General features: G+C 72.3%; 22 protein-coding genes. 7 read left to right on the top strand and 15 right to left on the bottom strand.

Features of this window, described 5'->3' with window-relative positions; all coding sequences use genetic code 11:
* Nucleotides 1-18 precede the first annotated feature (18 nt).
* Nucleotides 19-2,070, bottom strand: coding sequence for a serine/threonine-protein kinase (locus S1361_RS23860; protein ID WP_208033811.1), 2,052 nt, complete (start codon nt 2,068-2,070; stop codon nt 19-21).
* 171 nt (nt 2,071-2,241) lie between these two features.
* On the opposite strand from S1361_RS23860, the gene S1361_RS23855 reads away from it, so the two are divergent.
* Complete coding sequence (locus S1361_RS23855; RefSeq protein WP_208033810.1) at nt 2,242-3,297, top strand: serine hydrolase domain-containing protein; 1,056 nt, start codon at nt 2,242-2,244, stop codon at nt 3,295-3,297.
* 150 nt (nt 3,298-3,447) lie between these two features.
* Here S1361_RS23855 and S1361_RS23850 read toward each other — a convergent pair whose 3' ends face one another.
* On the bottom strand, nt 3,448-5,154 hold the full coding sequence (locus S1361_RS23850) for a glycerol-3-phosphate dehydrogenase/oxidase (RefSeq protein WP_208033809.1): 1,707 nt from the start codon (nt 5,152-5,154) through the stop codon (nt 3,448-3,450).
* A 281-nt stretch (nt 5,155-5,435) separates the two neighbouring features.
* Between S1361_RS23850 and S1361_RS23845 the strand changes: the two genes are divergently transcribed.
* On the top strand, nt 5,436-6,644 hold the full coding sequence (locus S1361_RS23845) for a nucleotide sugar dehydrogenase (RefSeq protein ID WP_208033808.1): 1,209 nt from the start codon (nt 5,436-5,438) through the stop codon (nt 6,642-6,644).
* A gap of 454 nt (nt 6,645-7,098) precedes the next feature.
* Here the strand turns inward: S1361_RS23845 and S1361_RS23840 are convergent, their stop codons facing one another.
* From S1361_RS23840 to S1361_RS23825, 4 genes are all read right to left on the bottom strand, one after another.
* The gene (locus S1361_RS23840) at nt 7,099-8,223 is read right to left on the bottom strand and encodes a GuaB3 family IMP dehydrogenase-related protein (protein WP_208033807.1); all 1,125 of its coding nucleotides are present in this window, start codon (nt 8,221-8,223) and stop codon (nt 7,099-7,101) included.
* A gap of 116 nt (nt 8,224-8,339) precedes the next feature.
* Entirely contained in the window at nt 8,340-9,848 is a 1,509-nt protein-coding gene (gene guaB, locus S1361_RS23835; RefSeq protein ID WP_208033806.1) for an IMP dehydrogenase, read from the bottom strand.
* A gap of 163 nt (nt 9,849-10,011) precedes the next feature.
* On the bottom strand, nt 10,012-10,599 hold the full coding sequence (locus S1361_RS23830) for a sigma-70 family RNA polymerase sigma factor (protein WP_121787335.1): 588 nt from the start codon (nt 10,597-10,599) through the stop codon (nt 10,012-10,014).
* A gap of 1,136 nt (nt 10,600-11,735) precedes the next feature.
* Nucleotides 11,736-12,347: a response regulator transcription factor gene (locus S1361_RS23825; protein WP_003948568.1), complete on the bottom strand. Its 612-nt coding sequence runs from the start codon at nt 12,345-12,347 to the stop codon at nt 11,736-11,738.
* A 381-nt stretch (nt 12,348-12,728) separates the two neighbouring features.
* On the opposite strand from S1361_RS23825, the gene S1361_RS23820 reads away from it, so the two are divergent.
* Nucleotides 12,729-13,058 carry a WhiB family transcriptional regulator gene (locus S1361_RS23820; RefSeq protein ID WP_208033805.1) on the top strand — a complete coding sequence of 110 codons (330 nt, stop codon included), beginning with the start codon at nt 12,729-12,731 and terminating at the stop codon, nt 13,056-13,058.
* 91 nt (nt 13,059-13,149) lie between these two features.
* Here the strand turns inward: S1361_RS23820 and S1361_RS23815 are convergent, their stop codons facing one another.
* Nucleotides 13,150-14,058: a LysR family transcriptional regulator gene (locus S1361_RS23815; RefSeq protein ID WP_208033804.1), complete on the bottom strand. Its 909-nt coding sequence runs from the start codon at nt 14,056-14,058 to the stop codon at nt 13,150-13,152.
* A gap of 80 nt (nt 14,059-14,138) precedes the next feature.
* Here S1361_RS23815 and S1361_RS23810 point away from each other — a divergent pair, with 80 nt between their 5' ends.
* From S1361_RS23810 to S1361_RS23800, 3 genes are all read left to right on the top strand, one after another.
* Complete coding sequence (locus tag S1361_RS23810; protein WP_208033803.1) at nt 14,139-14,807, top strand: MOSC domain-containing protein; 669 nt, start codon at nt 14,139-14,141, stop codon at nt 14,805-14,807.
* 74 nt (nt 14,808-14,881) lie between these two features.
* Nucleotides 14,882-15,655, top strand: a complete 774-nt coding sequence (locus tag S1361_RS23805) for an SDR family NAD(P)-dependent oxidoreductase (RefSeq protein ID WP_208033802.1) — start codon at nt 14,882-14,884, stop codon at nt 15,653-15,655.
* 74 nt (nt 15,656-15,729) lie between these two features.
* Nucleotides 15,730-16,437, top strand: coding sequence for an ester cyclase (locus tag S1361_RS23800; protein ID WP_208033801.1), 708 nt, complete (start codon nt 15,730-15,732; stop codon nt 16,435-16,437).
* A 114-nt stretch (nt 16,438-16,551) separates the two neighbouring features.
* On the opposite strand, the gene groL is transcribed toward S1361_RS23800, so the two are convergent.
* The 4 genes from groL to S1361_RS23780 all read right to left on the bottom strand — a co-directional run bounded on the left by groL (nt 16,552) and on the right by S1361_RS23780 (nt 20,585).
* Nucleotides 16,552-18,180 carry a chaperonin GroEL gene (groL, locus tag S1361_RS23795; RefSeq protein WP_208033800.1) on the bottom strand — a complete coding sequence of 543 codons (1,629 nt, stop codon included), beginning with the start codon at nt 18,178-18,180 and terminating at the stop codon, nt 16,552-16,554.
* Between the two features lie 118 nt (nt 18,181-18,298).
* Entirely contained in the window at nt 18,299-18,607 is a 309-nt protein-coding gene (groES, locus tag S1361_RS23790) for a co-chaperone GroES (protein WP_004955293.1), read from the bottom strand.
* Nucleotides 18,608-18,855: 248 nt separating this feature from the next.
* Nucleotides 18,856-19,668 (bottom strand): polysaccharide deacetylase family protein, encoded by an 813-nt coding sequence (locus S1361_RS23785; RefSeq protein ID WP_208033799.1) that lies wholly within the window; start codon nt 19,666-19,668, stop codon nt 18,856-18,858.
* Nucleotides 19,665-20,585: a polysaccharide deacetylase family protein gene (locus S1361_RS23780; protein WP_208033798.1), complete on the bottom strand. Its 921-nt coding sequence runs from the start codon at nt 20,583-20,585 to the stop codon at nt 19,665-19,667. The genes S1361_RS23785 and S1361_RS23780 overlap by 4 nt, the downstream gene beginning before the upstream one ends.
* Nucleotides 20,586-20,676: 91 nt before the next feature.
* Between S1361_RS23780 and S1361_RS23775 the strand changes: the two genes are divergently transcribed.
* On the top strand, nt 20,677-21,843 hold the full coding sequence (locus S1361_RS23775; protein WP_208033797.1) for a class I SAM-dependent methyltransferase: 1,167 nt from the start codon (nt 20,677-20,679) through the stop codon (nt 21,841-21,843).
* On the opposite strand, the gene S1361_RS23770 is transcribed toward S1361_RS23775, so the two are convergent.
* From S1361_RS23770 to S1361_RS23755, 4 genes are all read right to left on the bottom strand, one after another.
* On the bottom strand, nt 21,791-23,101 hold the full coding sequence (locus S1361_RS23770) for an RNA polymerase sigma factor (protein ID WP_208033796.1): 1,311 nt from the start codon (nt 23,099-23,101) through the stop codon (nt 21,791-21,793). The genes S1361_RS23775 and S1361_RS23770 overlap by 53 nt on opposite strands.
* A 43-nt stretch (nt 23,102-23,144) precedes the next feature.
* The gene (locus S1361_RS23765; protein WP_208033795.1) at nt 23,145-23,501 is read right to left on the bottom strand and encodes a YciI family protein; all 357 of its coding nucleotides are present in this window, start codon (nt 23,499-23,501) and stop codon (nt 23,145-23,147) included.
* 190 nt (nt 23,502-23,691) lie between these two features.
* Nucleotides 23,692-25,068, bottom strand: coding sequence for an FG-GAP-like repeat-containing protein (locus S1361_RS23760; protein WP_208033794.1), 1,377 nt, complete (start codon nt 25,066-25,068; stop codon nt 23,692-23,694).
* Between the two features lie 72 nt (nt 25,069-25,140).
* Nucleotides 25,141-26,184: an LCP family protein gene (locus S1361_RS23755; RefSeq protein ID WP_208033793.1), complete on the bottom strand. Its 1,044-nt coding sequence runs from the start codon at nt 26,182-26,184 to the stop codon at nt 25,141-25,143.
* Nucleotides 26,185-26,348: the final 164 nt, after the last annotated feature.

Below are 26,348 nucleotides of genomic sequence, written 5' to 3'. Positions count from 1 at the left end.
CAAACCGGCTCCGTACGCCTACGACTTGGGCGCGAAGGACTTCGTCAACGTCTTCCACGTGTCCTTGCGCAGATCGCCGTGCCAGTCGGCGTCCTTCGCGGTGTACATCAGCGCGTAACCGAGGTGGTCGTTCACCACGAAACCCCGGTCGATCGTGCGGTAGCCGGTGCCCCCGTCGACGTACGTGAACTCCCAGTCGGCGGTGTTCCAGTCGCGGTAGTCCACCTTCTCGATACGGATCCGGTGGTACTGGGCCCGCACCATGTAGCGCTCCTGGTTCTTCCAGTCCGCCACCGGGTCGCCCTTGGGCGTGCCCGTCCAGGCGACGAGCAGCTTCTGCCCGTCGGGCCCGGTGTAACGGTCGCCGGTGCTCCCGGTGGACCGGAACTTCCACCCCTCGGGCAGCCCGATCGAGTAGCCCTGGCCGCCCTTGCGGGTGGAGACCACCGGGGCGGTCCCGCCGTCCTTGGACCCGGAGGAGCCGGACGTGTCGGAGTCGGAGCCTTCGGCGGACCGGCTCGCCTCGGCCTCCGCCGCGCCGTCCGGCCCCGCGCTACCGGCGGTCGCCGAACTCGCCCCGTCCGTCCGCTTCGCGGTGTCCGTGCCGCTCCCCGTCTTCTTGTCCCGCTTCACGGACGCACTGGCGCTGGTGGCGGCCTTGGCCCCGCTCTTGTCGCCCTTGCCGTCGTCGCCGCTCAGGGCGACGGCCAGGACGGTCCCGAGCACCGCGAGGATGACGATCACGGCGATGACGATCAGCGTGCGCCTGGGCACCACGTCGGTCAGCGGCGCCCTCGGCACCGGCCGCGGCGGCAGGTCCAGGTCCGGCGGCGGCACCACGGGCCAGCCGGAACTCGTCTTCCCCGCGCCGGAGTTCTGCGCACCCGCACCACCCGGCACCGGACCCCCGGGCCGGCCACCGGACCCGGCCACCGGCCCACCGGGCGCACCGGGCGCACCGGGTCGTGTCCCACCGGAGACCGCGCCCCCGGCGCCCAGCGTGCCGCTCGCACCCGGGGCGGCCGGCGCGTTGCTGCTCTTCGCCCGCGCCGACGCCGCGCCGGTGGCCACCCCGGCCGCCTTGCGGACCGACCGCAGCGCGCCGCGCAGCTTCTCCCCGGGCTCCTCGCCCCGCCTGCCCTCCGGCCCGCCGGGCTGCACCGGCAGCGGCACCACCCGCGTGGCGTCCATCGGCTCCGGCTCGGGCGCGCGTATCACCGCGTTGAGCATGGCCCGGGCCCCGGCGTCGTCGAGCCGCTTGGCCGGGTCCTTGGTCAGCAGGCCGTAGATGACGTCCCGCAGCGGGCCCGCGTTCTTCGGCTCCTCCAGCGGCTCGGTCATCACCGCGGTGAGCGTGGCGATCGCCGATCCCTTGTCGTAGGGCGGCGTGCCCTCGACGGCCGCGTACAGCAGACCGCCGAGCGACCAGAGGTCGGCCGCCGGGCCCGGCTTGTGGCCGCGGGCCCGCTCCGGCGAGATGTAGGAGGGGGCGCCGACGAGCATCCCGGTGGAGGTGATGGACGGGTCGCCCTCGACCTGCGCGATGCCGAAGTCGGTGAGCACGACCCGGCCGTCCTCGGCGATGAGGACGTTGGACGGCTTCACGTCCCGGTGCAGGATGCCCTCCCGGTGCGCCGAGCGCAGCACGTCGAGGATGGCGAGCCCCACCTCGGCGGCGCGCCTCGGCTCCAGCAGGCCGTCCTCGCGGATGACCTCGGCCAGGGACTTGCCCTCGACCAGCTCCATGACGATCCACGGCCGGTCGTCCTCGTCGACCACGTCGAAGACCGTCACCGCGCTGTTGTTGCGGATCCGGGCGATCGCCTTGGCCTCACGCAGGGTGCGCGTGATCAGGCGCCGTTTCTCCTCCTCGTCGATGTTCGACGGGAACCGCAGCTCCTTGACGGCGACCGTCCGGCCCAGAGTCTCGTCCTCGGCACGCCAGACCGTGCCCATACCGCCCCGGCCCAGCACGTCTCCCAGCCGGTACCGCCCGGCGAGGAGACGCCGCTCGCTCTTGTCCTGACGAGTCTCCTGACGAGATGTACCCGCCCGCTCCGCCTCCGACATGCGTCCCCTCATACAACCCGCCCTGACAGAGCCTCCATTGTCTCTCACCCGACAAGTGCCCGACGCCCAGGGTTGCCACTGGCCCCGCCCGGCCCTCCGCGGTTCCGGAGCCCCCCTGAAGATGGCATTCCGCTTACCGGGATGATGGGTCGTAAGAAGGGAGGAACCGGGATGCCGACGCTTCGGACAGTCCTGTCCATACCGGTGTGTCTGGCGCTGCTGCTGGCCCCGGCCGCCTCCCAGGACGCCACCCCGGCCGCCGCCACGGACTCGGTCCTGCCGTTCTTCACCGGCGACGGTGGCGCACCCGCCGCGGCCCTGCTGGTCCGGGACGCCGGCACGGACGGGGTGCGCCTGCGCTACGCGGCCGCCGGTGAGGGCATCGCCCGCGCCGACCACTTCCGGGCCGGCAGCATCACCAAGACCTTCGTCGCGACGGTGGTGCTCCAGCTGGCCGCGGAGCACCGGCTCTCCCTGTCCGACACCGTGGAGCAGCACCTGCCGGGACTGCTCCGCGGGCGCGGCGCCGACGGCCGGCGCATCACCCTGCGGTCCCTGCTCACGCACACCAGCGGGCTGGCCGACTTCACCGAAGCCACCGGAGGCACCGTGCCCCTGACTCCGCTTCAGGCGGTACGCATCGCGCTCTCCCTCCCTCCGGCCCGTCCGGGCCGCTACTCCTACTCCAGCACCAACTACGTCCTGCTCGGCCTGGTCGTCCGCCAGGTCACCGGTCACTCCTACGCCGCCGAGGCCAGGCGCCGCGTCATCGCTCCGCTGGGTCTGACCGGTACCTCCTTTCCCGGGTCCCGCCGGTCGCTGCCCTCGCCGCACGGCCGCGCCTACGCGGCCGACGGATCCGACGTCACCGAGCTCGACCCGCGCGTGGCCGGCGCGGCGGGTGAGCTGGTGACCACGCTGGCCGACCTCGACCGCTTCTACGCGGCCCTGCTCGGCGGCCGGCTGCTGCCCTCGCGCTGGCTGCGCGAGATGCTCGACACCCGTGCCGCACACGGCTCGTACGGCATGGGACTGTTTCCGGTGAAGCTGCCGTGCGGCACCTCCGTGTGGGGGCACAACGGCCGGATATCCGGGAGCTACGTGCGCAGCGCAGCCACCGCCGACGGCCGCCGTGTCCTCACCTTCCGGGTGACCACGGACGCGATCGCAGACCCCCGCCTCGAACCGGCCCTGCTCGCCGCCGAGTTCTGCCCTCGCACCCGGTAGAACGGCTGGGCACCGGGCGGAGATCCCGTGCCACGTCACTCGTCCGGGTGAAGCTCGGGGCGAGACCGGCTTCCGCGCCCGCACGGCCGGCCGACATGGAGCCATGCCCGGCCCGGCACCGGCGGTCACCACCGGCAGTGGAGGCGGGCGTTACAGCGGGACGATGTCCGGGGCTCCCAGCCTGGCCGCGTCCGCCGTCAGGTCGTCCGGCTGCAGCTGGGACTCGCGCTCGGCCTCCACCCGCTTCTCGTAGTGCTCGACCTCGCGCTCGATCTGGCCCTTGTCCCAGCCGAGGACCGGCGCCATCAGCTCGGCCGCCTCGCGGGCGCTGCGGGTGCCGCGGTCGAAGGTCTCGATGGAGATGCGGGTGCGGCGGGTGAGGACGTCGTCCAGGTGCCGGGCGCCCTCGTGCGAGGCGGCGTACACCACCTCCGCGCGCAGATAGTCGTCGGCGGCGTGCAGCGGCTCGCCGAGGGAGGGGTCGGCGGCGACGAGGTCCAGGAGTTCCTCGGTCAGGGAGCCGTAACGGTTCAGCAGGTGCTCCACGCGGACCACGTGCAGTCCGGTGCGCGCGGCGATCCGCGCTCGCGCGTTCCACAGCGCCTGGTAGCCCTCCGCGCCTATCAGCGGGGTCTCCTCCGTGACACAGTCGGCCACGCGCATGTCGAGCGCGTGCACGGCCTCGTCGACGGCGTCCTTGGCCATCACCCGGTACGTCGTGTACTTGCCGCCCGCCACCACCACGAGCCCCGGCACCGGATGGGCGACCGTGTGCTCGCGGGACAGCTTGCTGGTGGCGTCGGACTCGCCGGCCAGCAGCGGGCGCAGCCCCGCGTACACACCCTCGACGTCGTCGCGGCCGAGCGGCACGGCGAGCACCGAGTTGACGTGCTCCAGCAGGTAGTCGATGTCGGCGCTGGACGCGGCCGGGTGGGCCTTGTCCAGGTCCCATTCGGTGTCGGTGGTGCCGACGATCCAGTGCCGGCCCCAGGGGATGACGAAGAGAACGGACTTCTCGGTGCGCAGGATCAGGCCGGTGGTGGAGTGGATGCGGTCCTTGGGCACGACCAGGTGGATGCCCTTGGAGGCGCGGACGTGGAACTGCCCGCGCTCGCCCACCAGGGCCTGCGTGTCGTCGGTCCACACGCCGGTGGCGTTGACGACCTGCCGGGCGCGGATCTCGTACTCCCCGCCGGCCTCCACGTCCTGCACCCGGGCGCCGACGACCCGCTCACCCTCGCGCAGGAACCCGGTCACGCGCGCGCGGTTGGCCACCTTGGCGCCGTAGGACGCCGCCGTGCGCACCAGGGTGGCCACGAAGCGGGCGTCGTCCATCTGGGCGTCGTAGTACTGCAGGGCGCCGACCAGGGCGTCCTTCTTCAGGCAGGGAGCCACGCGCAGGGCGTGACGGCGGGTCAGGTGGCGGTGCACCGGAAGACCCCGGCCGTGGCCGCGGGCCATCGACATCGCGTCGTACAGCGCGACGCCCGAGCCGGCGTACACCCGCTCCCAGCCCTTGTGCTGGAGCGGGTAGAGGAACGGCACCGGCTTGACCAGGTGCGGGGCCAGGCGCTCCAGCAGCAGGCCGCGCTCCTTGAGGGCCTCGCGGACCAGGGCGAAGTCGAGCATCTCCAGATAGCGCAGACCGCCGTGGATCAGTTTGCTGGACCGGCTGGAGGTGCCGGAGGCCCAGTCCCGGGCCTCGACCAGGCCGGTGGACAAGCCGCGGGTGACGGCGTCCAGCGCGGTGCCGGCACCCACCACTCCGCCGCCGACCACCAGCACGTCCAGCTCGCGCTCCGCCATCGCCGCCAGTGCCTCGGCGCGCTGCGCCGGCCCCAGAGTCGCTGTCCTCACCGCTGCCTCCCGCTGTCGCACACTCGCTCGCGTCGGCCGCACCCGGAGGGCGAAGCCCCGTTCATCCCCTCCTCATGCCCAAATTCTGACCGGGTTGCCCGGCTTCAGCCACCACGGCCTCCCAGCCTGTGGACAACTCGCGCACAACCCCGGGAAGACACACAAACACAATCACACATAACGGTCATATGTGTACCTAGTCTGGCAGTGCACTCGCTCATCCTGTCCACAGCGGTTGCGCACCTGTCCCGCTTCGGCTACTGGGAAGGACGGCCCACGCCATGCCCGCAGACCTCGCCGTCATCGGACTCGGTCCCTACGGCTTGCCGCTCGCCCAGGCCGCCGTCGCCGCCGGTGTCTCCACCGTCGGCTATGCCACCGGCCCCGAGGCCGGCTCACTCAGCCCGGCGGAGCTGCGCCGTATGCACTCCGCCGGGTTCCGGCCGCTGAGCGACCCGGCCCAGCTCGGCCGGGTGCGCACCGCGGTGATCTGCGCGCCCACCCCGCGCGGCGCCGACGGCGCACTCGACCTCGGCCAGGTCGAGGCGGCGGCCCGCACCCTGGCCGCACGGCTCCGCCCGCACACCACGGTCATCCTGGAGTCGCCGGTGCTCCCCGGGACGACGGAGGAGTTCCTGCGCCCGCTGCTGGAGAAGGGCTCGGGTCTGCGTGCCGGCCGCGACTTCCACCTCGCCTACTCCCCCAGCCGGGTCGACCCCGGCAACCGCGACCACACGCCCGCCGGCACCCCCAAGGTCATCGGCGGCCTCACCCCCGCCTGCACCGAGTCGGCCGCCACGTTCTACGGCCGGCTCACCGACAAGGTCGTCCGCGCGCGCGGTCTGCGCGAGGCGGAGACCGTGCAGCTGCTGGAGACCAACTACCGGCACGTCAACATCGCGCTCGTCAACGAGATGGCCGTCCTCTGCCACGAGCTGGGCGTGGACCTGTGGGACGTCATCCGTTGCGCGGAGACCAAGCCCTTCGGCTTCCAGGCGTTCCGGCCCGGCCCCGGCGTCGGCGGGCACGGCGCGGCTCAGGACCTGACCGGGCACGCGACCCGCACCCTGCGCATGGTCGAGCTGGCCCAGCAGGTCAACAACCGGATGCCCCGGTACGTCGTCCAGCGCGCGGCCACGCTCCTGAACGAACACGGCAAGTCCGCGCGCGGGGCCCGCGTCCTGCTGCTCGGCGTCACCTACAAACCCGATCTCGCCGACCTGCAGGGCACGCCGGCGCAGGAGATCGCCGTACGGCTGATGGGGCTGGGCGCGGCCGTGAGCTACCACGACCCGTACGTGCCCGCGTGGAGCGTCCTGGACCGGCCGGTCCCGCGCGCGGACTCCCTGTACGAAGCCGCGGCCGACGCCGACCTCACGATCCTGCTCCAGCAGCACCGCACGTACGACCTGCAGGGCCTCTCGGTGAAGGCTCAGCTGCTGCTCGACACACGGGGCGCCACGCCCACGGGGGCGGCGCATCGGTTGTGAAGGGGGGCGCGTGGGGGCGCCGGGGCCGAGGGCTGGTGGCGCGGGGGGTTCGGCGCCGGTCCCTTTGGGACAGGTGGAGCCCACCGCAGAGGCCACTGCGGCGGACTCCGGGGAAGCGATCGGAGTGTCCACCCCTATTCCGTGTGGGGGTGGCCGCTCACTTCCCGTAGATCCACAAGACGCACCTCCTCCGGAACTTCACCAGCCGAAGCCGAATGCGGTCCCAGTGGGTGGGCTTGCGGTGGCGTCCCATGGGCGCCCCCTTCCACGAGCCGCCCAGTGGCCCGGTGGACGGTCCGTCGGATTCGGCCCAGGCCCCGAGGGCGGGGTCCGGTCCCCTCTCGCGCAACGCGCCCCTGTTCAGCTGTGTTCGGCCGCGCTCAGGCATGCGAAAGGGCCGGTCGTCCGCTCGGGACGGCCGGCCCTTCAGGCGTCGTGACGACCGCTGCGGCGACTACCGGCGGTGCTGGCTGTCCGCCACCGTCACCTCGACCCGCTGGAACTCCTTCAGCTCGCTGTAGCCGGTGGTGGCCATGGCGCGGCGCAGGGCTCCGAAGAAGTTCATCGAGCCGTCCGGGGTGTGGGACGGGCCCGTGAGGATCTCCTCGATCGTGCCGACCGTGCCGAGGTCGACCTTCTGGCCGCGCGGCAGCTCCTCGTTCACCGCCTCCATGCCCCAGTGATGGCCCTTGCCGGGCGCGTCCGTGCCCCGGGCCAGCGGGGAGCCCATCATCACGGCGTCGGCGCCGCAGGCGATCGCCTTGGGCAGGTCGCCGGACCAGCCGACGCCGCCGTCGGCGATCACGTGCACGTACCGGCCGCCGGACTCGTCCATGTAGTCCCGGCGGGCCGCGGCCACGTCCGCGACGGCCGTGGCCATCGGGACCTGGATGCCGAGCACGTTGCGCGTGGTGTGCGCGGCGCCGCCGCCGAAGCCGACGAGCACGCCCGCGGCACCCGTGCGCATCAGGTGCAGGGCCGCCGTGTAGGTGGCGCAGCCGCCGACGATCACCGGGACGTCCAGCTCGTAGATGAACTGCTTCAGGTTCAGCGGCTCGTGCGAGGACGAGACGTGCTCAGCCGAGACCGTCGTACCGCGGATGACGAAGATGTCCACGCCCGCGTCCACGACCGCCTTGGAGAACTGGGCGGTGCGCTGCGGGGAGAGCGCCGCGGCGGTGACCACGCCGGAGTCGCGGACCTCCTTGATGCGCGCACCGATCAGCTCCTCCTTGATCGGCGCCGCGTAGATCTCCTGCAGGCGGCGGGTCGCCTGCTCGGCGGGCAGCTCGGCGACCTCGTCCAGCAGCGGCTGCGGGTCCTCGTACCGCGTCCACAGGCCCTCGAGGTTGAGCACGCCGAGGCCGCCCAGCTCGCCGATGCGGATCGCGGTGGCCGGGGAGACCACGGAGTCCATGGGGGCGGCCAGGAAGGGCAGCTCGAAGCGGTAGGCGTCGATCTGCCAGGCGATCGAGACCTCCTTCGGGTCCCGCGTACGGCGGCTGGGGACGACGGCGATGTCGTCGAAGGCGTACGCCCGGCGGCCGCGCTTGCCGCGCCCGATCTCGATCTCAGTCACGTTGGTGGCCTTTCCCTATGCGTTGCAGCGCCTTCCAGTATCGCCGACGGGCACGACAACGGCGGCCCCGGATGCTCCGGGACCGCCGTGGTACGAGCCTCACGCGCGCGTGGGCGTCACCGCTTGCTGCTGTAGTTCGGCGCCTCGACCGTCATCTGGATGTCGTGCGGGTGGCTCTCCTTGAGACCCGCCGAGGTGATCCGCACGAACCGGCCGTTGGCCTGCAGCTCGGGGACCGTCCTGCCGCCGACGTAGAACATCGACTGGCGCAGACCGCCGACCAGCTGGTGGACGACGGAGGACAGCGGACCCCGGTAGGGCACCTGGCCCTCGATGCCCTCGGGGATCAGCTGCTCGTCGGAGGCGACGCCCTCCTGGAAGTAGCGGTCCTTGGAGAAGGACCTGCGGTCGCCGCGGGACTGCATGGCGCCGAGGGAGCCCATGCCGCGGTACGACTTGAACTGCTTGCCGTTGATGAACAGCAGCTCGCCCGGGGACTCCTCGCAGCCCGCGAGCAGCGAGCCGAGCATCACCGTGTCGGCGCCCGCGACCAGGGCCTTGGCGATGTCGCCGGAGTACTGCAGGCCACCGTCGCCGATGACCGGGACACCGGCCTCCTTCGCGGCGAGCGCGGCCTCGTAGATCGCGGTGACCTGGGGGACGCCGACGCCGGCGACCACACGGGTCGTGCAGATGGAGCCCGGTCCGACACCGACCTTGATGCCGTCGGCACCGGCGTCGACCAGCGCCTGCGCGCCGTCGCGCGTGGCGACGTTGCCGCCGATGACGTCGACGCCGGAGGAGTTCGACTTGATCTTGGCGATCATGTCGCCGACCAGACGGGAGTGGCCGTGCGCGGTGTCCACGACGATGAAGTCGACGCCCGCCTCGATCAGGGCCTGGGCGCGCTCGAAGGCGTCACCGGCGACACCGACCGCGGCGCCGACCAGCAGCCGGCCCTCGGCGTCCTTGGCGGCGTTCGGGTACTTCTCCGCCTTGACGAAGTCCTTGACCGTGATCAGGCCCTTGAGGACGCCCTCGTCGTCGACGAGCGGCAGCTTCTCGATCTTGTGCTTGCGCAGCAGCTCCATGGCCTCGGGGCCGGAGATGCCGACCTTGCCGGTGACCAGCGGCATCGGGGTCATGACCTCGTGCACGCGGCGGCTGCGGTCGCTCTCGAAGGCCATGTCCCGGTTGGTGACGATGCCGAGCAGCTTCTTGTCGCCGTCGGTCACCGGGACGCCGCTGATGCGGAACTTGGCGCACAGCGCGTCGGCCTCGGCGAGCGTGGCCTCCGGGTGGATGGTGATCGGGTCGGTGACCATGCCGGACTCGGAGCGCTTCACCAGGTCGACCTGGTTGGCCTGGTCCTCGATGGAGAGGTTGCGGTGCAGGACGCCGACGCCGCCCTGGCGGGCCATCGCGATCGCCATGCGGGACTCGGTCACCTTGTCCATGGCGGCGGACAGCAGCGGGATGTTGACCCGCACGTTCTTCGAGACGTACGAGGCGGTGTCGATCTCGTCGGGTGCCATGTCCGACGGGCCCGGCAGCAGCAGCACGTCGTCGTAGGTCAGCCCGAGTGTCGCGAATTTACCGGGCACTCCGTCGACGTTGGCAGTCATGACACCTTCCCCAAATGGCCTTGATCGGTGCGGATGTCCATGCTAACGGGAAGCGTCGCTAGCAAATTCCACGGTAGGGGGTCGCTTCCGGCTTCGTGTGTTCGTACGGAACCGGCCGCGTACCTGTTCAGCGCAGGAGCTACGGGGGCTCCCCGCACGGGGATTACTGTTCGGCGAGCGCCCTGAGGCGGCTCAGGGCCCGGTGCTGGGCCACGCGGACCGCGCCGGGTGACATTCCCAACATCTGCCCGGTCTCCTCCGCGGTCAAGCCCACGGCGATGCGCAGCAGGAGCAGCTCGCGCTGGTTCTCGGGCAGGTTGGCCAGCAGTTTCTTGGCCCACTCGGCGTCGCTGCTGAGCAGGGCGCGCTCCTCGGGGCCGAGGGAGTCGTCGGGCCGCTCGGGCATCTCGTCGGACGGCACCGCGGTCGACCCGGGGTGGCGCATCGCCGCCCGCTGGAGGTCGGCGACCTTGTGGGAGGCGATGGCGAAGACGAACGCCTCGAAGGGGCGGCCGGTGTCACGGTAGCGGGGCAGCGCGAGGAGGACCGCCACGCAGACCTCCTGGGCGAGGTCCTCCACGAAGTGGCGCGCGTCGCCGGGGAGCCGGGACAGACGGGTGCGGCAGTACCGCAAGGCCAGCGGGTGGACATGGGCGAGCAGATCGTGCGTGGCCTGCGCGTCCCCGTCGACGGCACGATGCACGAGCGCACCGATCGCCCCGTGGGCCGTGCCCGCCTCGTCGTCGCGCATCGGTCCATGGTGCCTTGCGGCCGTCCGGTCCGTCGCATCGTGCTCGTGGTTGTGCACCGAAGCGTTATGAGCAGGTGCGCCGGCACTCATTCCCTGCGCCCTCCCCTTCCGCTCGACCGACTCGTCCCCGAGAGACTCCACATCTCAAGGATGCGGCATCCGCGCCGAAACGAGCATCGCGCGTCCGGCGGGCCGCCTTGCACCGGCCCTTCCAGGCGGTACGGCGGTGTGGTGCGCCGGCGCGCTCGCACGCCGCACCGGGTCGCTTCGTGCGCCGGGAGGCATCGCCTCGCAGCGCGTACGGCATCGCCCGGCGGCGCGTACCACCGGAGCGCGGCGCGCACCTCCGGACGCCGGCATACGCGGGGGCGCACCTCCGGACGCCCCCCGAGCGAGGTGTGCACCCCTGGGCGTCACCGGAGCGCGGCGTGTACTGAGAAGCGCTGACGCGTACCGGCGGAACACCGGTTCGACGCCCTCGCAGGCAGGTGTGTACGGCGGTGTCCTACGTCCGGGCCGGCCGCAGGTCCGGGCAGGGACCCGACCGCCCCGTCGCCCGCAGCACGCCGAGGCCGCCTCCGGGCGCTCCGAGGCATGCCTCACCCGCCCCTGTCAGGACGCGAGCACGGCGCTTCTTTCGGCCACCGCGGGCCAGGGCCTGAGGCACCCGCCCGGGCACTGCCATGGAGCGCACGAGCACCGGGGGGTGACGCACCGCGAACGGAGGAGCGCACGAGCCCCCGACGGATGCCGGCGAGCGCACCGCCATGAAGGACGTACGGCATCTCCCGGCCGCCCCGGGCCTCCCCGACGGCGCCACACGCGAGCGCCGGACCACCGGTCCACCCGCCCACCGGACCGGCTCGGGCAAGCCGAGCCGCCGGCAGATCAGCCGTCGGCGAGCCGGCAGCCGGCGAACCGACCGTCCGCCAGGCCATCCACCAGTCATCCCTCGGCAAGCCGACCGCCGACCGCACACGCATCGGCGAACCACCCGCGCACCGCTCACCTCTCGGCGAGCCGCCTGCCGGCCGGACGGCCGTCGGCACGTCGGTCGGCCGGCCGTGTGGATGCCGCGTGCGGGAGCGGAACCGGGTGGTGACCGGTGCCGGGCGGCCCGCAGGGCCTGGCACCGGTTACCGGACCAGTCCCCAGCGGAAGCCGAGGGCCACCGCGTGGGCCCGGTCGGAGGCGCCGAGCTTCTTGAACAGGCGCCGGGCGTGGGTCTTGACGGTGTCCTCGGAGAGGAACAGCTCACGGCCGATCTCGGCGTTCGAGCGGCCGTGGCTCATCCCCTCCAGGACCTGGATCTCGCGCGCGGTGAGCGTGGGCGCGGCGCCCATCTCGGCCGAGCGCAGTCGGCGCGGGGCGAGCCGCCAGGTCGGGTCGGCGAGGGCCTGCGTCACCGTGGCGCGCAGCTCCGCGCGCGAGGCGTCCTTGTGCAGGTAGCCCCGCGCGCCGGCGGCGACCGCGAGGGCCACACCGTCGAGGTCCTCGGCAACGGTGAGCATGATGATGCGCGCGCCGGGGTCGGCCGACAGCAGCCGGCGCACGGTCTCGACGCCGCCCAGGCCGGGCATGCGCACGTCCATCAGAATGAGGTCGGAGCGGTCGGCGCCCCAGCGGCGGAGGACTTCCTCGCCGTTGGCCGCCGTCGTCACACGCTCGACACCGGGCACGGTCGCGACCGCGCGGCGCAGCGCTTCTCGGGCAAGCGGGGAGTCGTCGCAGACGAGGACGGATGTCATGACCGCCCTCCGCAGCTGATGCGCGTCACCTTGAGCCTCCAGGCTGGTACGGAATCGTCACCTGTGCGGTCGACCGTCTCGGACGCCTGCCCGAGCGCTTGTGTTTTCAACCGCCTCCGCACTCTCAACGACGGTCACTCGAAAGAGTTACGGGGCCGCGTGCCGTCTTCGGCACTCTACGTGAGGGGGTCGACACGGTGCAGACATGCCCGACGGACTCTCAACTTTTCATCACAACCTATGCCCCATTTGGCCCCTTTTCTTCCCGTTTCGCAGTGTCCGGAGCTAGATTCGCAATGAGTCATATTTTCATCTCCTTAGACCGGAGATGTACGGTCGTTGGCACCGTATCCGCCCAGAACGGCGACAAGGGGTCACGTAATGGCAGATTTCTCCCGCCTTCCCGGACCGAACGCGGACCTGTGGGACTGGCAGCTGCTCGCTGCCTGCCGCGGGGTGGACAGCTCGCTCTTCTTCCACCCGGAGGGCGAGCGCGGGGCGGCTCGGAGCGCTCGCGAGAACTCGGCCAAAGAGGTCTGCATGAGGTGCCCGGTCCGTGCGGAGTGCGCGGCGCACGCACTGGCGGTGCGCGAGCCGTACGGAGTCTGGGGCGGGCTGACCGAGGACGAGCGTGAGGAGTTGATGGGGCGGGCGCGCAACCGCCTGGTGGCGGCGTCGACCACCAGTGGGGAGACCGCCTCGGATCATTGAAGGAACGTTTCTTCATCCATTCGGAACCACGACCGGGCACGCGCGCGCGTGCCCGTGACTCGCTCCGCGTGACCCCTCACCGCAGCAGCCCCTAGCCGCGCCCGGCCGGACGTGCCGCCCGGGCCAGTTGCTCCAGCGTCGCCGACACGGCCGGTACCTGTGCCAGGTCCGGCAGGGTGAGGGCGACGATCTCCCGCCGTACCGCCGGTTCCAGCCGTACCGTGCGCACGCCCCGGGGCCGTACCGACTCCACGGCCAGCTGGGGCAGTACGGCGACGCCGAGGCCCGCTCCGACCAGGCCGACCACGGCCGGGTAGTCGTCGGTGGCGAAGTCGATGCGCGGCGTGAACCCGGCCCCCTCGCACACCTCGATCAGCTGGCCGCGGCAGCGCGGACAGCCCGCGATCCAGGGCTCCTGGGCCAGCTCCCCGATCGCGACGGCCTCCGCGCGCGCGAGCCGGTGCCGTTCGGGCACCAGGGCGACCAGGCGGTCGGTCAGCAGGGGGCGTACGACGAGGTCGTCCCAGTCCTCGGCGACCGCCGCGCCCTCGTACCTGAAGGCCAGGGCCAGGTCGCAGTCGCCTTCGCGGAGCAGTTCGACGGACCGCGGCGGCTCGGCCTCCTCCAGGGAGACCCGGGTGCCGGGATGGGCCGCGCGCAGGGCGGCCAGGGCGGTGGGCACCAGGGTGGAGCTGCCGCTGGGGAAGGAGACCAGCCGGACCCGGCCCGCGCGCAGCCCGGCGATGGCGGCGACCTCCTCCTCGGCCGCGGTGAGCCCCGCGAGGATGCCGGAGGCGTGCCGGACCAAGGCCTCGCCGGCCTGGGTGAGGCGCATCTCGCGGCCGGTGCGGACCAGCAGCGGGGTGCCGACCGAGGCCTCCAGCGCCTTCATCTGCTGGCTGACGGCCGGCTGGGTGCAGCCCAGCTGGCGCCCCGCCGCGGAGAAGGAGCCGGTGGTGGCGACGGCGCGCAGGACGCGGAGATGACGGGCCTCGATCACCTCTTGAGCATAAGACAGCCTTGGGTGCGAGCTCCGATACTGCGTCGACACTTTGGGCCTCGATCGCCTACCGTGCGTGCATGAGGCTTCTTTCCGTCAATCTGGGCAGCCCCCGGCAGGTCGCGTACACCAGCCAGCCGAAGGGCCTGACCGGCATCGACAAGCGTCCCGCCGGCGGACCGGTGCGGGTGTCGGCGCCCGGTCCCAGGGGCGTCGGCGCGAGCGGGCTCACCGGGGACGCGGTGTGCGACACGCGCTACCACGGCGGGGATGACCAGGCCGTGTACGCGTACGCCCGCGAGGACCTCGACGCCTGGGAGCAGGAACTCGGCAGATCGTTGGCCAATGGCTGCTTCGGCGAGAACCTCACGACGGACGGTCTGGACGTCTCCGGGGCGCTGGTCGGAGAGCGCTGGCGGATCGGTTCCACCGTGGTGCTGGAGGTGACCTCCGGCCGCATTCCGTGCGCCACCTTCCAGGGCCATCTGGGCGAGCGCGGCTGGGTCAGGAGGTTCACGCAGAAGGGCGCAACGGGTGCCTACCTCCGGGTGATCGAGCCGGGCGAGATCCGGGCGGGCGATCCGGTCGAGATCGTGCACCGGCCGGACCACGGGGTGACGGCGGCGATGCAGTTCCGCGCGGTCACCACCGAGCGGCATCTGCTGCCCCGGCTGCTCGCGGCGGGCGCGGCGCTGCACACGGAGACCCTGGCGAAGGCCCGGAAGTACGTCTCCGAGCACGGGGCCTGAGTTCCCGTCGGCAGGACACCGGGCACGGCGCGCGCGGACGGCGGTGGGCCGGCCCCGGTCACTACCCTTGGGCCATGACAACGTCTCTGATTACGGGATCGACCGCGGGGATCGGTGCCGCGTTCGCGCGCCGGCTGGCGGCGGACGGGCACGACCTCGTCCTGGTGGCCCGGGACACCAAGCGGCTGCGCGAGCAGGCGACGGAACTGCACGACCGGCACGGCATCGAGGTGGAGGTGCTGACCGCCGACCTGTCCGAGGACAAGGGCATCGAGGCGGTCGCCGACCGGCTCGGCGACCGGAGGAACCCGGTCGACCTGCTGATCAACAATGCCGGCTTCGGCAACAAGGGCCGCTATCTGGACGTCGCGATGGCGGACGAGCTGCGGATGCTCAAGGTGCACTGCGAGGCGGTGCTCCGGCTGACGTCGGCGGCGGCCGAGGCGATGCGCGAGCGCGGCCGGGGCGGGGTGGTGAACGTCGCCTCGGTGGCCGCGTTCGTCCCGCGCGGCACGTACGGCGCGTCCAAGGCGTGGGTCGTGCAGTTCACCCAGGGCGCGGCGAAGGACCTGGCCGGCAGCGGGGTCCGGCTGATGGCGCTGTGCCCGGGATTCGTGCGCACCGAGTTCCACCAGCGGGCCGGGATGGGCACGGACAACATCCCCGGCTGGATGTGGCTGGACGCCGACAAGCTGGTCGCGGCGGCCCTGGCCGATCTCGCGCGCGGCAAGACGCTGTCCATTCCGGATCCCCGGTACAAGGCACTGATGGGGCTGGTGAAGGTGACCCCGCGCGGGCTGCTCGGCGGGATCAGTTCCCGGACGGGGCGTAAGTACGGGCCGCAGTAGCGAGGGGTGGCGCTGCCGTCCCGGTGGGAAGATGGGCGGGACGGTACCGGACCAGGGGGGCCGGAGGCGGCGCCATGACGTTCGTACAGCTCATCGAGTGCAGGACGAGCCGGCTGGACGAGATGAACCGGCTCATCGACGACTGGGTCGAGCAGACCAAGGGGAAGCGGACGGCGACGCACGCGGTGGTCGGCACGGACCGCTCGGACGCGTCGCACATCGTGGAGATGGTGGAGTTCCCGTCGTACGAGGAGGCGATGCGGAACTCGAACCTCCCGGAGACCGACCGGATCTTCCGGGAGATGGTCGCGCTGTGCGACGAGATGCCGACGTTCATCGATCTGGACGTCGTACGGGACGAGAACCTGATGGTGGCCACCGTGCGGCGGTTCTTCGAGGCGCTCGCGACCGCGGGCGAGCTGCCGCCGCTCAACGACCTGCTGGACGAGGACATCCACAGCCACGACCCGGCGAACCCGCAGGACACCATCGGCCTGGACAACGCCCGCGCCGAGTTCCGGATGTGGCGCGGCGCCTTCGACTTCGCGTTCACGGTGGCGGACGTGATCGCCCAGGGCGAGCGGGCCTGCGCGCGGTGGACATGGGACGCGACGCACAAGGGCGACTTCCTGGGGATCGCACCCACCGGCAGGCAGGTCACCATGACCGGGATGACGCTGTTCCGGTTCGCGGACAACGGCAAGATCGCCGAGACCTGGTGGCAGCACGACCAGCTGGGGCTGATGCAGCAGCTCGGCGCGCTGGACGAGCTGGAGCAGTAGACCGCGCCGGACGCGTGGGAGCACTGGACCGCGCCGGACGCGTTGGCGCAGTGGACAGGGCGAAGGCCCGGCTCCCCGTCCGGGGTGCCGGGCCTTCGCTCAGGCGTGGGTCGCTCAGTGGGCGTGGCCGTGGCTGTGGCCGTGGCCCGCGGCCTCCGGCTCCTCTTCCTTCTTCTCGACGACCAGGGTCTCGGTCGTGAGCAGCAGGGAGGCGATGGAGGCGGCGTTCTCCAGAGCGGAGCGGGTGACCTTGACCGGGTCGATGACGCCGGCCTTGATCAGGTCGCCGTACTCGCCGGTGGCGGCGTTGTAGCCCTGCCCCTTGTCCAGGTCCTTGACCTTGGACACGATGACGTAGCCCTCCTGGCCGGCGTTCTCGCCGATCCAGCGCAGCGGCTCGACCACGGCGTTGCGGACGACCGTGACACCGGTGGCCTCGTCGCCGGTCTTGTCGAGGTTGCCCTCGAGGACCTTGGAGGAGTGGACCAGGGCGGAGCCACCACCGGAGACGATGCCCTCCTCGACCGCGGCGCGGGTCGCGGAGATGGCGTCCTCCAGACGGTGCTTCTTCTCCTTCAGCTCCACCTCGGTGGCGGCGCCGACCTTGATCACGCACACGCCGCCGGCCAGCTTCGCGAGGCGCTCCTGGAGCTTCTCGCGGTCCCAGTCGGAGTCGGTGTTCTCGATCTCGGCCTTGATCTGGGCGACGCGGCCCTGCACGTCCTCGGACTTGCCGGCGCCGTCGACGATCGTGGTGTCGTCCTTGGTGACGGTGACGCGGCGGGCGGAGCCGAGCACGTCGGTACCGACCTGGTCGAGCTTGAGGCCGACCTCCTCGGAGATGACGGTGGCGCCGGTGAGGACGGCCATGTCCTGCAGCATCGCCTTGCGGCGGTCGCCGAAGCCGGGGGCCTTCACCGCGACGGCGTTGAAGGTGCCGCGGATCTTGTTGACGACCAGGGTCGACAGGGCCTCGCCCTCGACGTCCTCGGCGATGATCAGCAGCGGCTTGGAGGAGCCGGCCTGGATGACCTTCTCCAGCAGCGGCAGCAGGTCCGCGATGGCGGAGATCTTGCCCTGGTGGATGAGGATGTACGGGTCCTCCAGGACGGCCTCCATGCGCTCCTGGTCCGTCACGAAGTACGGCGACAGGTAGCCCTTGTCGAAGGCCATGCCCTCGGTGAAGTCCAGCTCCAGACCGAAGGTGTTCGACTCCTCGACGGTGATGACACCGTCCTTGCCGACCTTGTCCATCGCCTCGGCGATCAGCTCGCCGACCTGCTGGTCCTGGGCGGACAGCGCGGCGACGGCGGCGATGTCGGACTTCTCGTCGATCGGGCGGGCGGAGGCCAGCAGGTCGTCGGAGACGGCCTTGACCGCGGCGTCGATGCCCTTCTTCAGGGCGGCCGGGGAGGCACCGGCGGCGACGTTCTTCAGACCCTCGCGGACCAGCGCCTGGGCGAGGACCGTGGCGGTGGTGGTGCCGTCACCAGCGATGTCGTTGGTCTTGGTCGCCACCTCCTTCACCAGCTGGGCGCCGAGGTTCTCGTACGGGTCCTCGATCTCGACCTCGCGGGCGATCGTGACACCGTCGTTGGTGATGGTCGGAGCGCCGAACTTCTTGTCGATGACGACGTTGCGGCCCTTGGGGCCGATCGTCACCTTGACCGTGTCGGCAAGCTTGTTGACGCCGCGCTCAAGGGCGCGACGGGCGTCCTCGTCGAACTTCAGGATCTTCGCCATGACAGCGGGAGCCCTCTCGAAATCTGTGGGTGAAAAGACGCTGCGCCCCGGGCGCCCGGCTTCTTATCGGTCGCGGGGGCCAGGGGCGCAGCTCAAAGCGGAGAGTCGCTTGAGGTGATTACTTCTCGATGATCGCGAGGACGTCGCGAGCCGAGAGGACGAGGTACTCGTCGCCGTTGTACTTCACCTCGGTGCCGCCGTACTTGCTGTAGAGGACGACGTCGCCGACCTTGACGTCGAGCGGCAGACGCTCGCCGTTCTCGAACCGGCCCGGGCCCACGGCGAGGACGGCGCCCTCCTGGGGCTTCTCCTTCGCGGTGTCCGGGATGACCAGGCCAGAGGCCGTGGTCTGCTCGGCGTCCAGCGGCTGGACCACGATGCGGTCCTCGAGCGGCTTGATGGCAACCTTGGAGCTGGCGGTCGTCACGATCCGACCTCCCCCTTCGGAGATCTCACGGGGTTAACTGTCTGAGGTGGCGACCAGGTCGATCCGTCGTCGCGGGTGCCGGACCTGCCCGTCGCGTTTGTCTGGCACTCTCCAGGGGGGAGTGCCAGAGCCGAGACTATGACCGGGATTAGCACTCGGTCAAGCGGAGTGCCAATCGCGGTGCGGCGCGTCGGCCGTGAACGGCGTGCGCGGGCGCCCCGGCGGCGTCGTGTGCGCCGGGCCGGCGCTCAGAGGTAGTCCTCCAGGCGCCCCACCGTCAGGCCCTCCTCCTGTGCCTTCCTCAGCACGTCGACCGTGCGCTTGCGCAGGGAGGGGCCCGTCGACTCGTCCGGGCCCACCAGGACGATGTCGCCGGGGCGCAGGTGGCGGGGGCCGTGGGTGTAGGCGAGGCCGGCCGGGGTGAGGGCGGCGCGCCAGAGGACGAGGGCGGAGATGCCGCAGCCGGCCGCGGCGCGCCGGGTGGTGCGGTCGTAGGAGCCGTAGGGCGGGCGGAAGAGGCGCGGGGTGACGCCGAGGCGGGTGCGCAGGCGAGTCTGCTGGCCGCAGATCTCGGCGCGCTGGCCGGCGTACGGCAGTCCGGCCGGCGCCCGGTGGTCGAGGGTGTGGTTCTCGATGCCGGCGCCGAGCGCGTGCAGGCGGGCGAAGTGGCCGTAGCCGGGGGCGGCGACGCTGTCGGTGAGGAAGAGGGTGACCGGCAGCCGGAGGTCGCGCACCATGTCGACGAAGCGGGGGTCGCGTTCGGAGCCGTCGTCGTAGGTGAGGAAGACGACCGGGTCGCGGGTGCGGACGTGGTCGACCACCGGGGGCAGGACGGGGACCCCCGGGTGCTCGGCGAGCGGACGGGCCGGGTGCACCGGGGAGCGGGCGAGCGGCCGGGTCAGGCCCCAGTGCCGGTAGCCGGGGCCGGGCGCGGTGGCGTGTGGGCGTACCCCTTCGGCGGCCTTCTTGCCGAGGCGTTCGATGGGGTCGACGGACTGGGCGCAGCCCGCCAGGAGCAGGGCCGGGGCGAGGACCGCGGCCGGGCCCCGCAGGCGCCTCACAGGTAGTCCTCCAGGCGGGCCACGGCGTAGCCCTCGCGCGTGACCTTGTTCAGGAAACGGCGCATGTCGTCCACCATCGTGCCGTCCCAGTCGTCCCGGCCGCGGAAGTGGGTGAGGACGATGTCGCCGGGGTGCAGGCTGCGGTCCCAGTCGCGGTACTCCCAGTGGTCGACGAAGACCTCCTCGTCCCAGATGGGCGCGTACCTGATCCCGCAGGCCTTGGCGGCGCGCAGGGTGTCGCCGTTGTAGTTGCCGTACGGCGGCCGGAACACGGTGGGCGCCCGGCCGAACTCCCGCTTCATGACGGCCTGCATGCCGCAGATCTCGTCCTTCTGCTCCTCGTAGGAAAGGCCGGGCAGGTAGGGGTGGGTGAGGGTGTGGTTGTTGAGGGTCACGCCCTGGGCCTGCATCCGGCGGAAGTAGCCGTAGTCGTCCTTGACGAGGTAGTTGCTGAGGAAGGCCGAGTACGGCACCTTCAGCTCGCTCATCATGCGCAGGAAGGCCGGGTCCTTCTCGGCGCCGTCGTCGATGGTGAGGAAGACGACCCGCTGCTTGGTGGGGACCGCGGTGAAGACCGGCGGGAGGTCCTCCTCCTCCTGCCCGTCCACCTCGAAGCCGTCCCGGGGGGTGATCTTCGGCTTCCTGGCCGGTGGTGCGGGGGGCGTGAGCGGGACGCGGTCCAGGCCCCAGCGCCGGGCGGCGGCGGCCAGCCGGGCCTGTTCGGCGGCCGCCCGGGCCTGCGGGTCCGGGGCGCGGGCGGGGCCGCCGTGGCCGGTGGCGGGTTCGGCGCCGCCGGCGCAGCCGGACAGGAGGGCGGCGGCGGCCAGCGTGAGGGCCGCGGAGCCCACGGCCGTCTTCCGGGAGGTGCTCACGGCGAGCCGCGCCCGCTTTTTGTCATTTTGTACTACTGCTCGCATGGTGCCGGATCCTCCCAGGACCCGGCCCCCGATCCCGGCCGACACCGCCGCCGTCGGGCGCACCATCCACCGACTGGCCCACAATGACCCGGTGAACGACCTCGCTCTGCTCCTCAGCCCCGAAGGCCGCGCCCTCCTCGACGAGGTGCGGGACACCGAGCCCGCGCAGGAACTTGCCGTGGCCACCCGGCTGCGCCGCGACCACCCGGCCGAACTGGTCTCGGCCGCGCTCGGCCAGGCCCGGCTGCGGCAGCGGGCGGTGGCCAAGTTCGGGGCCGAGGACGCCGGCCGGATGTTCTTCACGCCGCACGGGGTCGAGCAGTCGACCCGGGCGAGCGTGGCGGCCTACCGGGCCGGGCGGCTGCGGGAGCTGGGCGTGGCCTCCGTCGCCGACCTGTGCTGCGGGATCGGCGGGGACGCGATCGCGATGGCGCGGGCCGGGATCCGGGTGCTGGCCGTGGACCGGGACCCGGTCACGGTGGCGGTGGCCCGGGCGAACGCCGAGGCGCTGGGGCTTGCGGGCCTGATCGAGGTGCGCGAGGCCGACGTCACGGAGGTGGACACCGCCGGGTACGACGCGGTGTTCGTGGACCCGGCGCGCCGGGGCGGACGCGGCCGGGTGTTCGACCCGGAGGCGTACTCGCCGCCGCTGTCCTGGGCGGTCGGGACCGCGCTCGCGGCGCCCCGGGCCGCGCTGAAGATCGCGCCGGGCATCCCGCACGAGGTGATCCCGGCGGCGGCCGAGGCCGAGTGGATCTCAGACGGCGGGGACGTGAAGGAGGCGGTGCTGTGGTTCGGGACCGGGGCGCCGGGCGCCGTGCGGGCCACGCTGCTGCCCGGCCCGCGCACCCTGCCCGGCCGCGGGCTGCCCGATCCCGCGGTGCGGCCGGTGGGGCGCTACCTGTACGAGCCGGACGGTGCCGTGATCCGCGCCCACCTGGTCGCCGAGGTGGCCGAGGAGGTCGGCGGCGGGCTGCTGGACCCGACCATCGCCTACGTCACGGCCGACGAGCCGCGGTCCACGCCGTACGCCACCGGCTACGAGATCACCGACCGGCTGCCGTTCAACGTCAAGAAGCTGAAGGCCCTGCTGCGCGAGCGCGAGGTGGGCACGCTGACCGTGAAGAAGCGCGGCTCGGCGGTGGAGCCGGAGGAACTGCGCCGCAAGGTGCGCCCGCACGGGCCGAACGCGGCCACCGTGTTCCTCACCCGGGTCGCCGGGGCGCCGACGATGCTGATCGGCCGTCCGCTGGGCTGACGCCGGCGCACTCCCCCGCCCTGCGCAGCAGCAGGCGCCGTTCCCGCTCGTTGTGGGTCAGGCCGGCGGCGCGGAGGAACTCCTCGCGGGCCTCGGCGGTGCGCCCGAGGCGGGACAGCAGGTCGCCGCGGACGCTGGGCAGCAGGTGGTAGCCGCGCAGCGCGGGCGCGTCGGCCAGGGCGTCCACCAGCTTCAGGCCCTCCGCGGGGCCGTCGGCCATCGACACGGCGACCGCGCGGTTCAGCTCGACCACCGGGGACGGCGCGCGGACGGCCAGCAGCCGGTACAGGGTGGCGATGGCGCGCCAGTCGGTCTCCTCGTACCTGTACGCGCGCGCGTGGCAGGCGGCGATGGCGGCCTGGAGGGTGTACGGCCCGGGCGGGCCGCTCGCGGTGGCCTCGGCGCGGTCGAGGGCGCGGACGCCGCGCGCGATGAGCATGCGGTTCCAGCGGCGGCGGTCCTGGTCCTTCAGCAGCACCGGTGCGCCGTCGGGGCCGGTGCGGGCGGCGGCGCGGGAGGCCTGGAACTCCAGCAGCGCGGTCAGGCCGTGCACCTCGGGCTCCTCGGGCATCAGCGCGGACAGCACCCGGGCCAGCCGCAGCGCGTCCTCGCACAGGCCGGGGCGCAGCCAGTCGTCGCCTGCGGTGGCCGCGTACCCCTCGTTGAAGATCAGGTAGATGACGTCCAGCACGGAGCCGAGGCGGGCCTCGCGCTCGGGCCCGTACGGCACCTCGAAGGCGACGTTCCGCTTCGCCAGGGTGCGTTTGGCGCGGACGATCCGCTGGGCGATCGTCGGCTCCGGCACCAGGTGGGCACGGGCGATCTCGGCCGTGGTCAGGCCGCCCAGCAGGCGCAGGGTGAGCGCGGTGCGGGCCTCCGGCGACAACACCGGGTGGCAGGCGGTGAAGACCAGCCGCAGCAGGTCGTCGTCGATGTCGTCCGGGTCGGCGGGTTCGTCGTACGACGGCGGGGCCGTCTCCAGGTCCCGGCCGATCTCGGCGAGTTTGCGGGCGTAGGTCTCGCGGCGCCGGACCAGGTCGACGGCCCGGTGCCGGGCGGTGGCCATGAGCCAGGCGCCCGGGTTGTCCGGCACCCCCTCCCGGGGCCACCGCTCCAGGGCGGCGACCAGGGCGTCCTGCGCCAGCTCCTCGGCGATGCCGACGTCCCGGACGATCCGGGCGACGCCGGCGATCACACGGGGCGACTCCAGGCGGAAGACGGTCTCGATCGCGTGTGCCGCGGTGGGCTGTGATTCCACAGCCCACCATGCAACACCCTGGTCGACGGACGGCCAAACGGGCTCAGCCCTCGGCGATCTCCCGCAGCTCGCAGGCGAACCGCCACTCCGTGCCGTGGATCTTCAAGAAGCGCTGGGTCCACTCCAGCGCCTCCGCCCGGTCCTTGCACTGCATGAGCGCGTAGCCGCCGACGACCTCCTTGGACTCGGTGAACGGACCGTCGGTGACCGAGACCTTCGTGCCGTCCCAGTCCAGCCGGACGGCTTCGGCGGACGGGGTGAGCCCGGCGGTGTCGAGCAGGACACCGGCCTTGGTCATCTCCTCGATCAGCTCGCCCATCCGCTGCATCAGCTCCTCGCTGGGGCCGCCGGCGGGGCCGGTGGACTCGTCGATGCGCACGAGCGACAGGTAGCGGGGCATGGTGTCTCCTTCGGTCGGGGCGGCGGGTCCGTTCCCCGCCGCTCACCCTTGCGTCGAACGGGAGGGAGCCGGATCGACACGCTCGCGGAAAAATCTCCGGGATTTTTTTCGCCGCCCCCCGCCCCGCCGCTCAACCTCCCGCCGCCCCGCCGCTCAACCTCCCGCCCGTCCCGCCGGCCCGGGCGGCCCGTTACTTCAGCGCGAAGCCGAACGACGCCTTCTTGTACGGCGCCCCGAGCGCCTTCCCGCCGAAGACGGCGGCCGCGTCCGTGACCAGGCCGGACGGCCGTCCGCGCAGCACCCACACCGCGCCGTCGCCGCCGTCCTCGCCAGGGGCCGCGGCGGCCAGGTCGGCGTGGCCGTTGCGGTCGACGTCCAGCAGCCGGACCACGTACCCGAAGGAGTCGTACGGCTCGGCGGTGCCGGGAACGCCCCTGGTGTTCTGCCCGAACGCCTGGGCTCCGGCGCCGGTCAGCCCGGAGCGGCTGCCGCGCAGCACGTCGACCACGCCCTCGCCGTTCTCGTCGGGCGCGCCGACCGCCACGTCGTCGATGCCGTCCCCGGTGATGTCGCCGACCGCGACGGCCTGGCCGAACTTGTCGTTCGACTCCCGGCTGCCGGGGACGCCGGGCGTGTCCTGCGTGAACCGCTTCCAGGTGGACTCGCCGCGCAGCCCGGCGGCGCTGCCGTACATCACCCAGATCGCGTTGTCGTCCTGGAAGCCGGTGACGAGGTCGTCGTAGCCGTCGCCGTCGAGGTCGCCGAGCGCCGCCGCGCCGTCCCCGCTGCGGTAGGGGGTGGTGACGGGGGCGAGGCCGGCGGGGCCGCTCAGGTACAGCCGGCTGCAGTTGTTGCCGTCGCCGCAGTAGCCGGTCAGCACCAGGTCGGAGCGGCCGTCGCCGTTGATGTCACCGGTGTCGCCGTCGCGGATGTCGACGTACCGGAGGTGGTCGGGGTCGAGCGGGGTGCGTGCGGCCGGCGTGCCGCTGCGCTTGAGCGGGCCCTTCCAGATGCTGCCGGTGGTGCCGGCCGGGTCGTCGCCCCCGCCGAAGCCGGCCCGGAACAGGGCGAGGTCGAGCCGCCCGTCACCGTCGAAGTCCCCGGTCTGGGTGTCGGTGGCCGGGATGGACCTGCCGCCGGACAGGCCGCGCGGGCCGCCCCAGACGACGACCCCGCCGTCCCGCGGCGAACCGCTGCCGACGACGAGATCGGCGTAGCCGTCACCGTCCAGGTCGCCCTTGGAGATCTGCTGCCCGAAGCCCTGCCCCTTGACGGGGTTTCCGGGGATGCCGGCGGTGGCCCGGCTGAGGATCGTGCGGTGGCCGGCGGACAGCCCGTGCGGGCCGCCGTACAGCACGGCGACGTAGCCGGCCCGGGCCTGGCCACCGACCGTGGCGTTCGGCGCCCCGATGGCCAGGTCGGCGTAGCCGTCGCCGTTGAAGTCGTCACGGACCGGGGCGGCGCTCCTGGCCGGGGCCGCGGAGACGGCCGGGACGGCGAGGCCGAGGGCGGTGAGGCCGAGGGTCAGCGGCAGTGCCCAACGGGCGTGCGAACGCGAGCGGAACAACGAAAAACCCCCTGGTGTACAGCTGTTCGGTCATCGCAGCAGACCCGTGCGTCACCCGGAAGGTTGTACGCGTCAGCGCAGGGACGCCCAGAGCCGGCTCGCCCGCGGCTCCTCGGCGACGACCCGGTTGGGGTCGGAGGGTGCCGTGGTTACCGGCATGGTCACCGTCCGCACCCGGTCGGCGGTCAGGCCCCGCAGGCTCCGGCCGAGACCCACCAGTTCGTTCAGCGAGTCCAGGCCGGTGTCGGTGGTGAGGCCGGCGGTGACGGCGTCGGCGACCTGGTACAGCCTGGCCGGGTCGGTGAGCAGGCCGGCGCCGGAGAGCTGTTCCAGCAGGTCCTTGACCAGCATCTGCTGCAAGCCGATGCGGCCCAGGTCGCTGCCGTCGCCTATGCCGTGCCGGGTGCGGGCCAGGGCGAGGGCCTGTGTGCCGTCCAGGTGGTGGGTGCCGGCCTTCAGGCGCAGGTGGCTCTGGTCGTCGTCGATGTCCTCGGTGGTCGTGACGTCGACCCCGCCGAGCGCGTCGACCAGCTTCGCGAAGCCGGAGAAGTCGATCTCGACGTAGTGGTCCATGCGGACGCCGGTGAGCGACTCGACGGTCTTCACCGCGCACACCGGACCGCCCAGCTCGTAGGCGCTGTTGAACATGGCGCCGTACGCCGGTGCCGAACTGCCGCCGGAGGACAGCGGGCAGGACGGACGGGTGACGAGGGTGTCGCGGGGGATGCTGACGACGGTGGCCCTTGTCCGGCCGGCGTCGAGGTGCACGACCATCGCGGTGTCGGACCGGGCGCCGCCGCTGTCCCCGCCGCCCAGCTCCTGGTTGGCCTTGCCGCTGCGCGAGTCCGAGCCGAGGACCAGGATGTTCAGGGAGCCGGTGGGCAGCGGGGCGGCGCTGGTGGAGGGGGTGACCACGGCCCTGGCCGGACGGTCGTCGCCGAGTGCGCTGTTGATGTCGACGCTTCGGATGTTGCGGTCCAGATGCCAGTAGGTCCAGCCGGCCGCCGCCGCACCCAGCACCAGGGTGCCCGTCAGGGCGAGACCGGCGATCCGCAGCGCACTCGGCCGCCTGCCCACCCGTCTGCCCGTGTCGCCTTGCTCCTCGTGTCGCGTCACGGCAGGAACGTAAGTCCGAATTATTAGGGGACTGTTAGCGGAAGCCGCCCGAGTCGGTTTTCCTCGGAAATTCTCATCTTGCGGGTGGCGTTCCAGGCCTGGTGACCTGTCGGCCCGCGCCGTAGCTCCAGTTCGGCGCCTCCGAAAGTTTCGGTTGGGGAACC

The sequence above is a fragment of the Streptomyces cyanogenus genome, assembly GCF_017526105.1.
Classification (GTDB): domain Bacteria; phylum Actinomycetota; class Actinomycetes; order Streptomycetales; family Streptomycetaceae; genus Streptomyces; species Streptomyces cyanogenus.
Note: the sequence above shows the minus strand (reverse complement) of the source record. Positions and strands in the feature narration are given on the sequence as shown.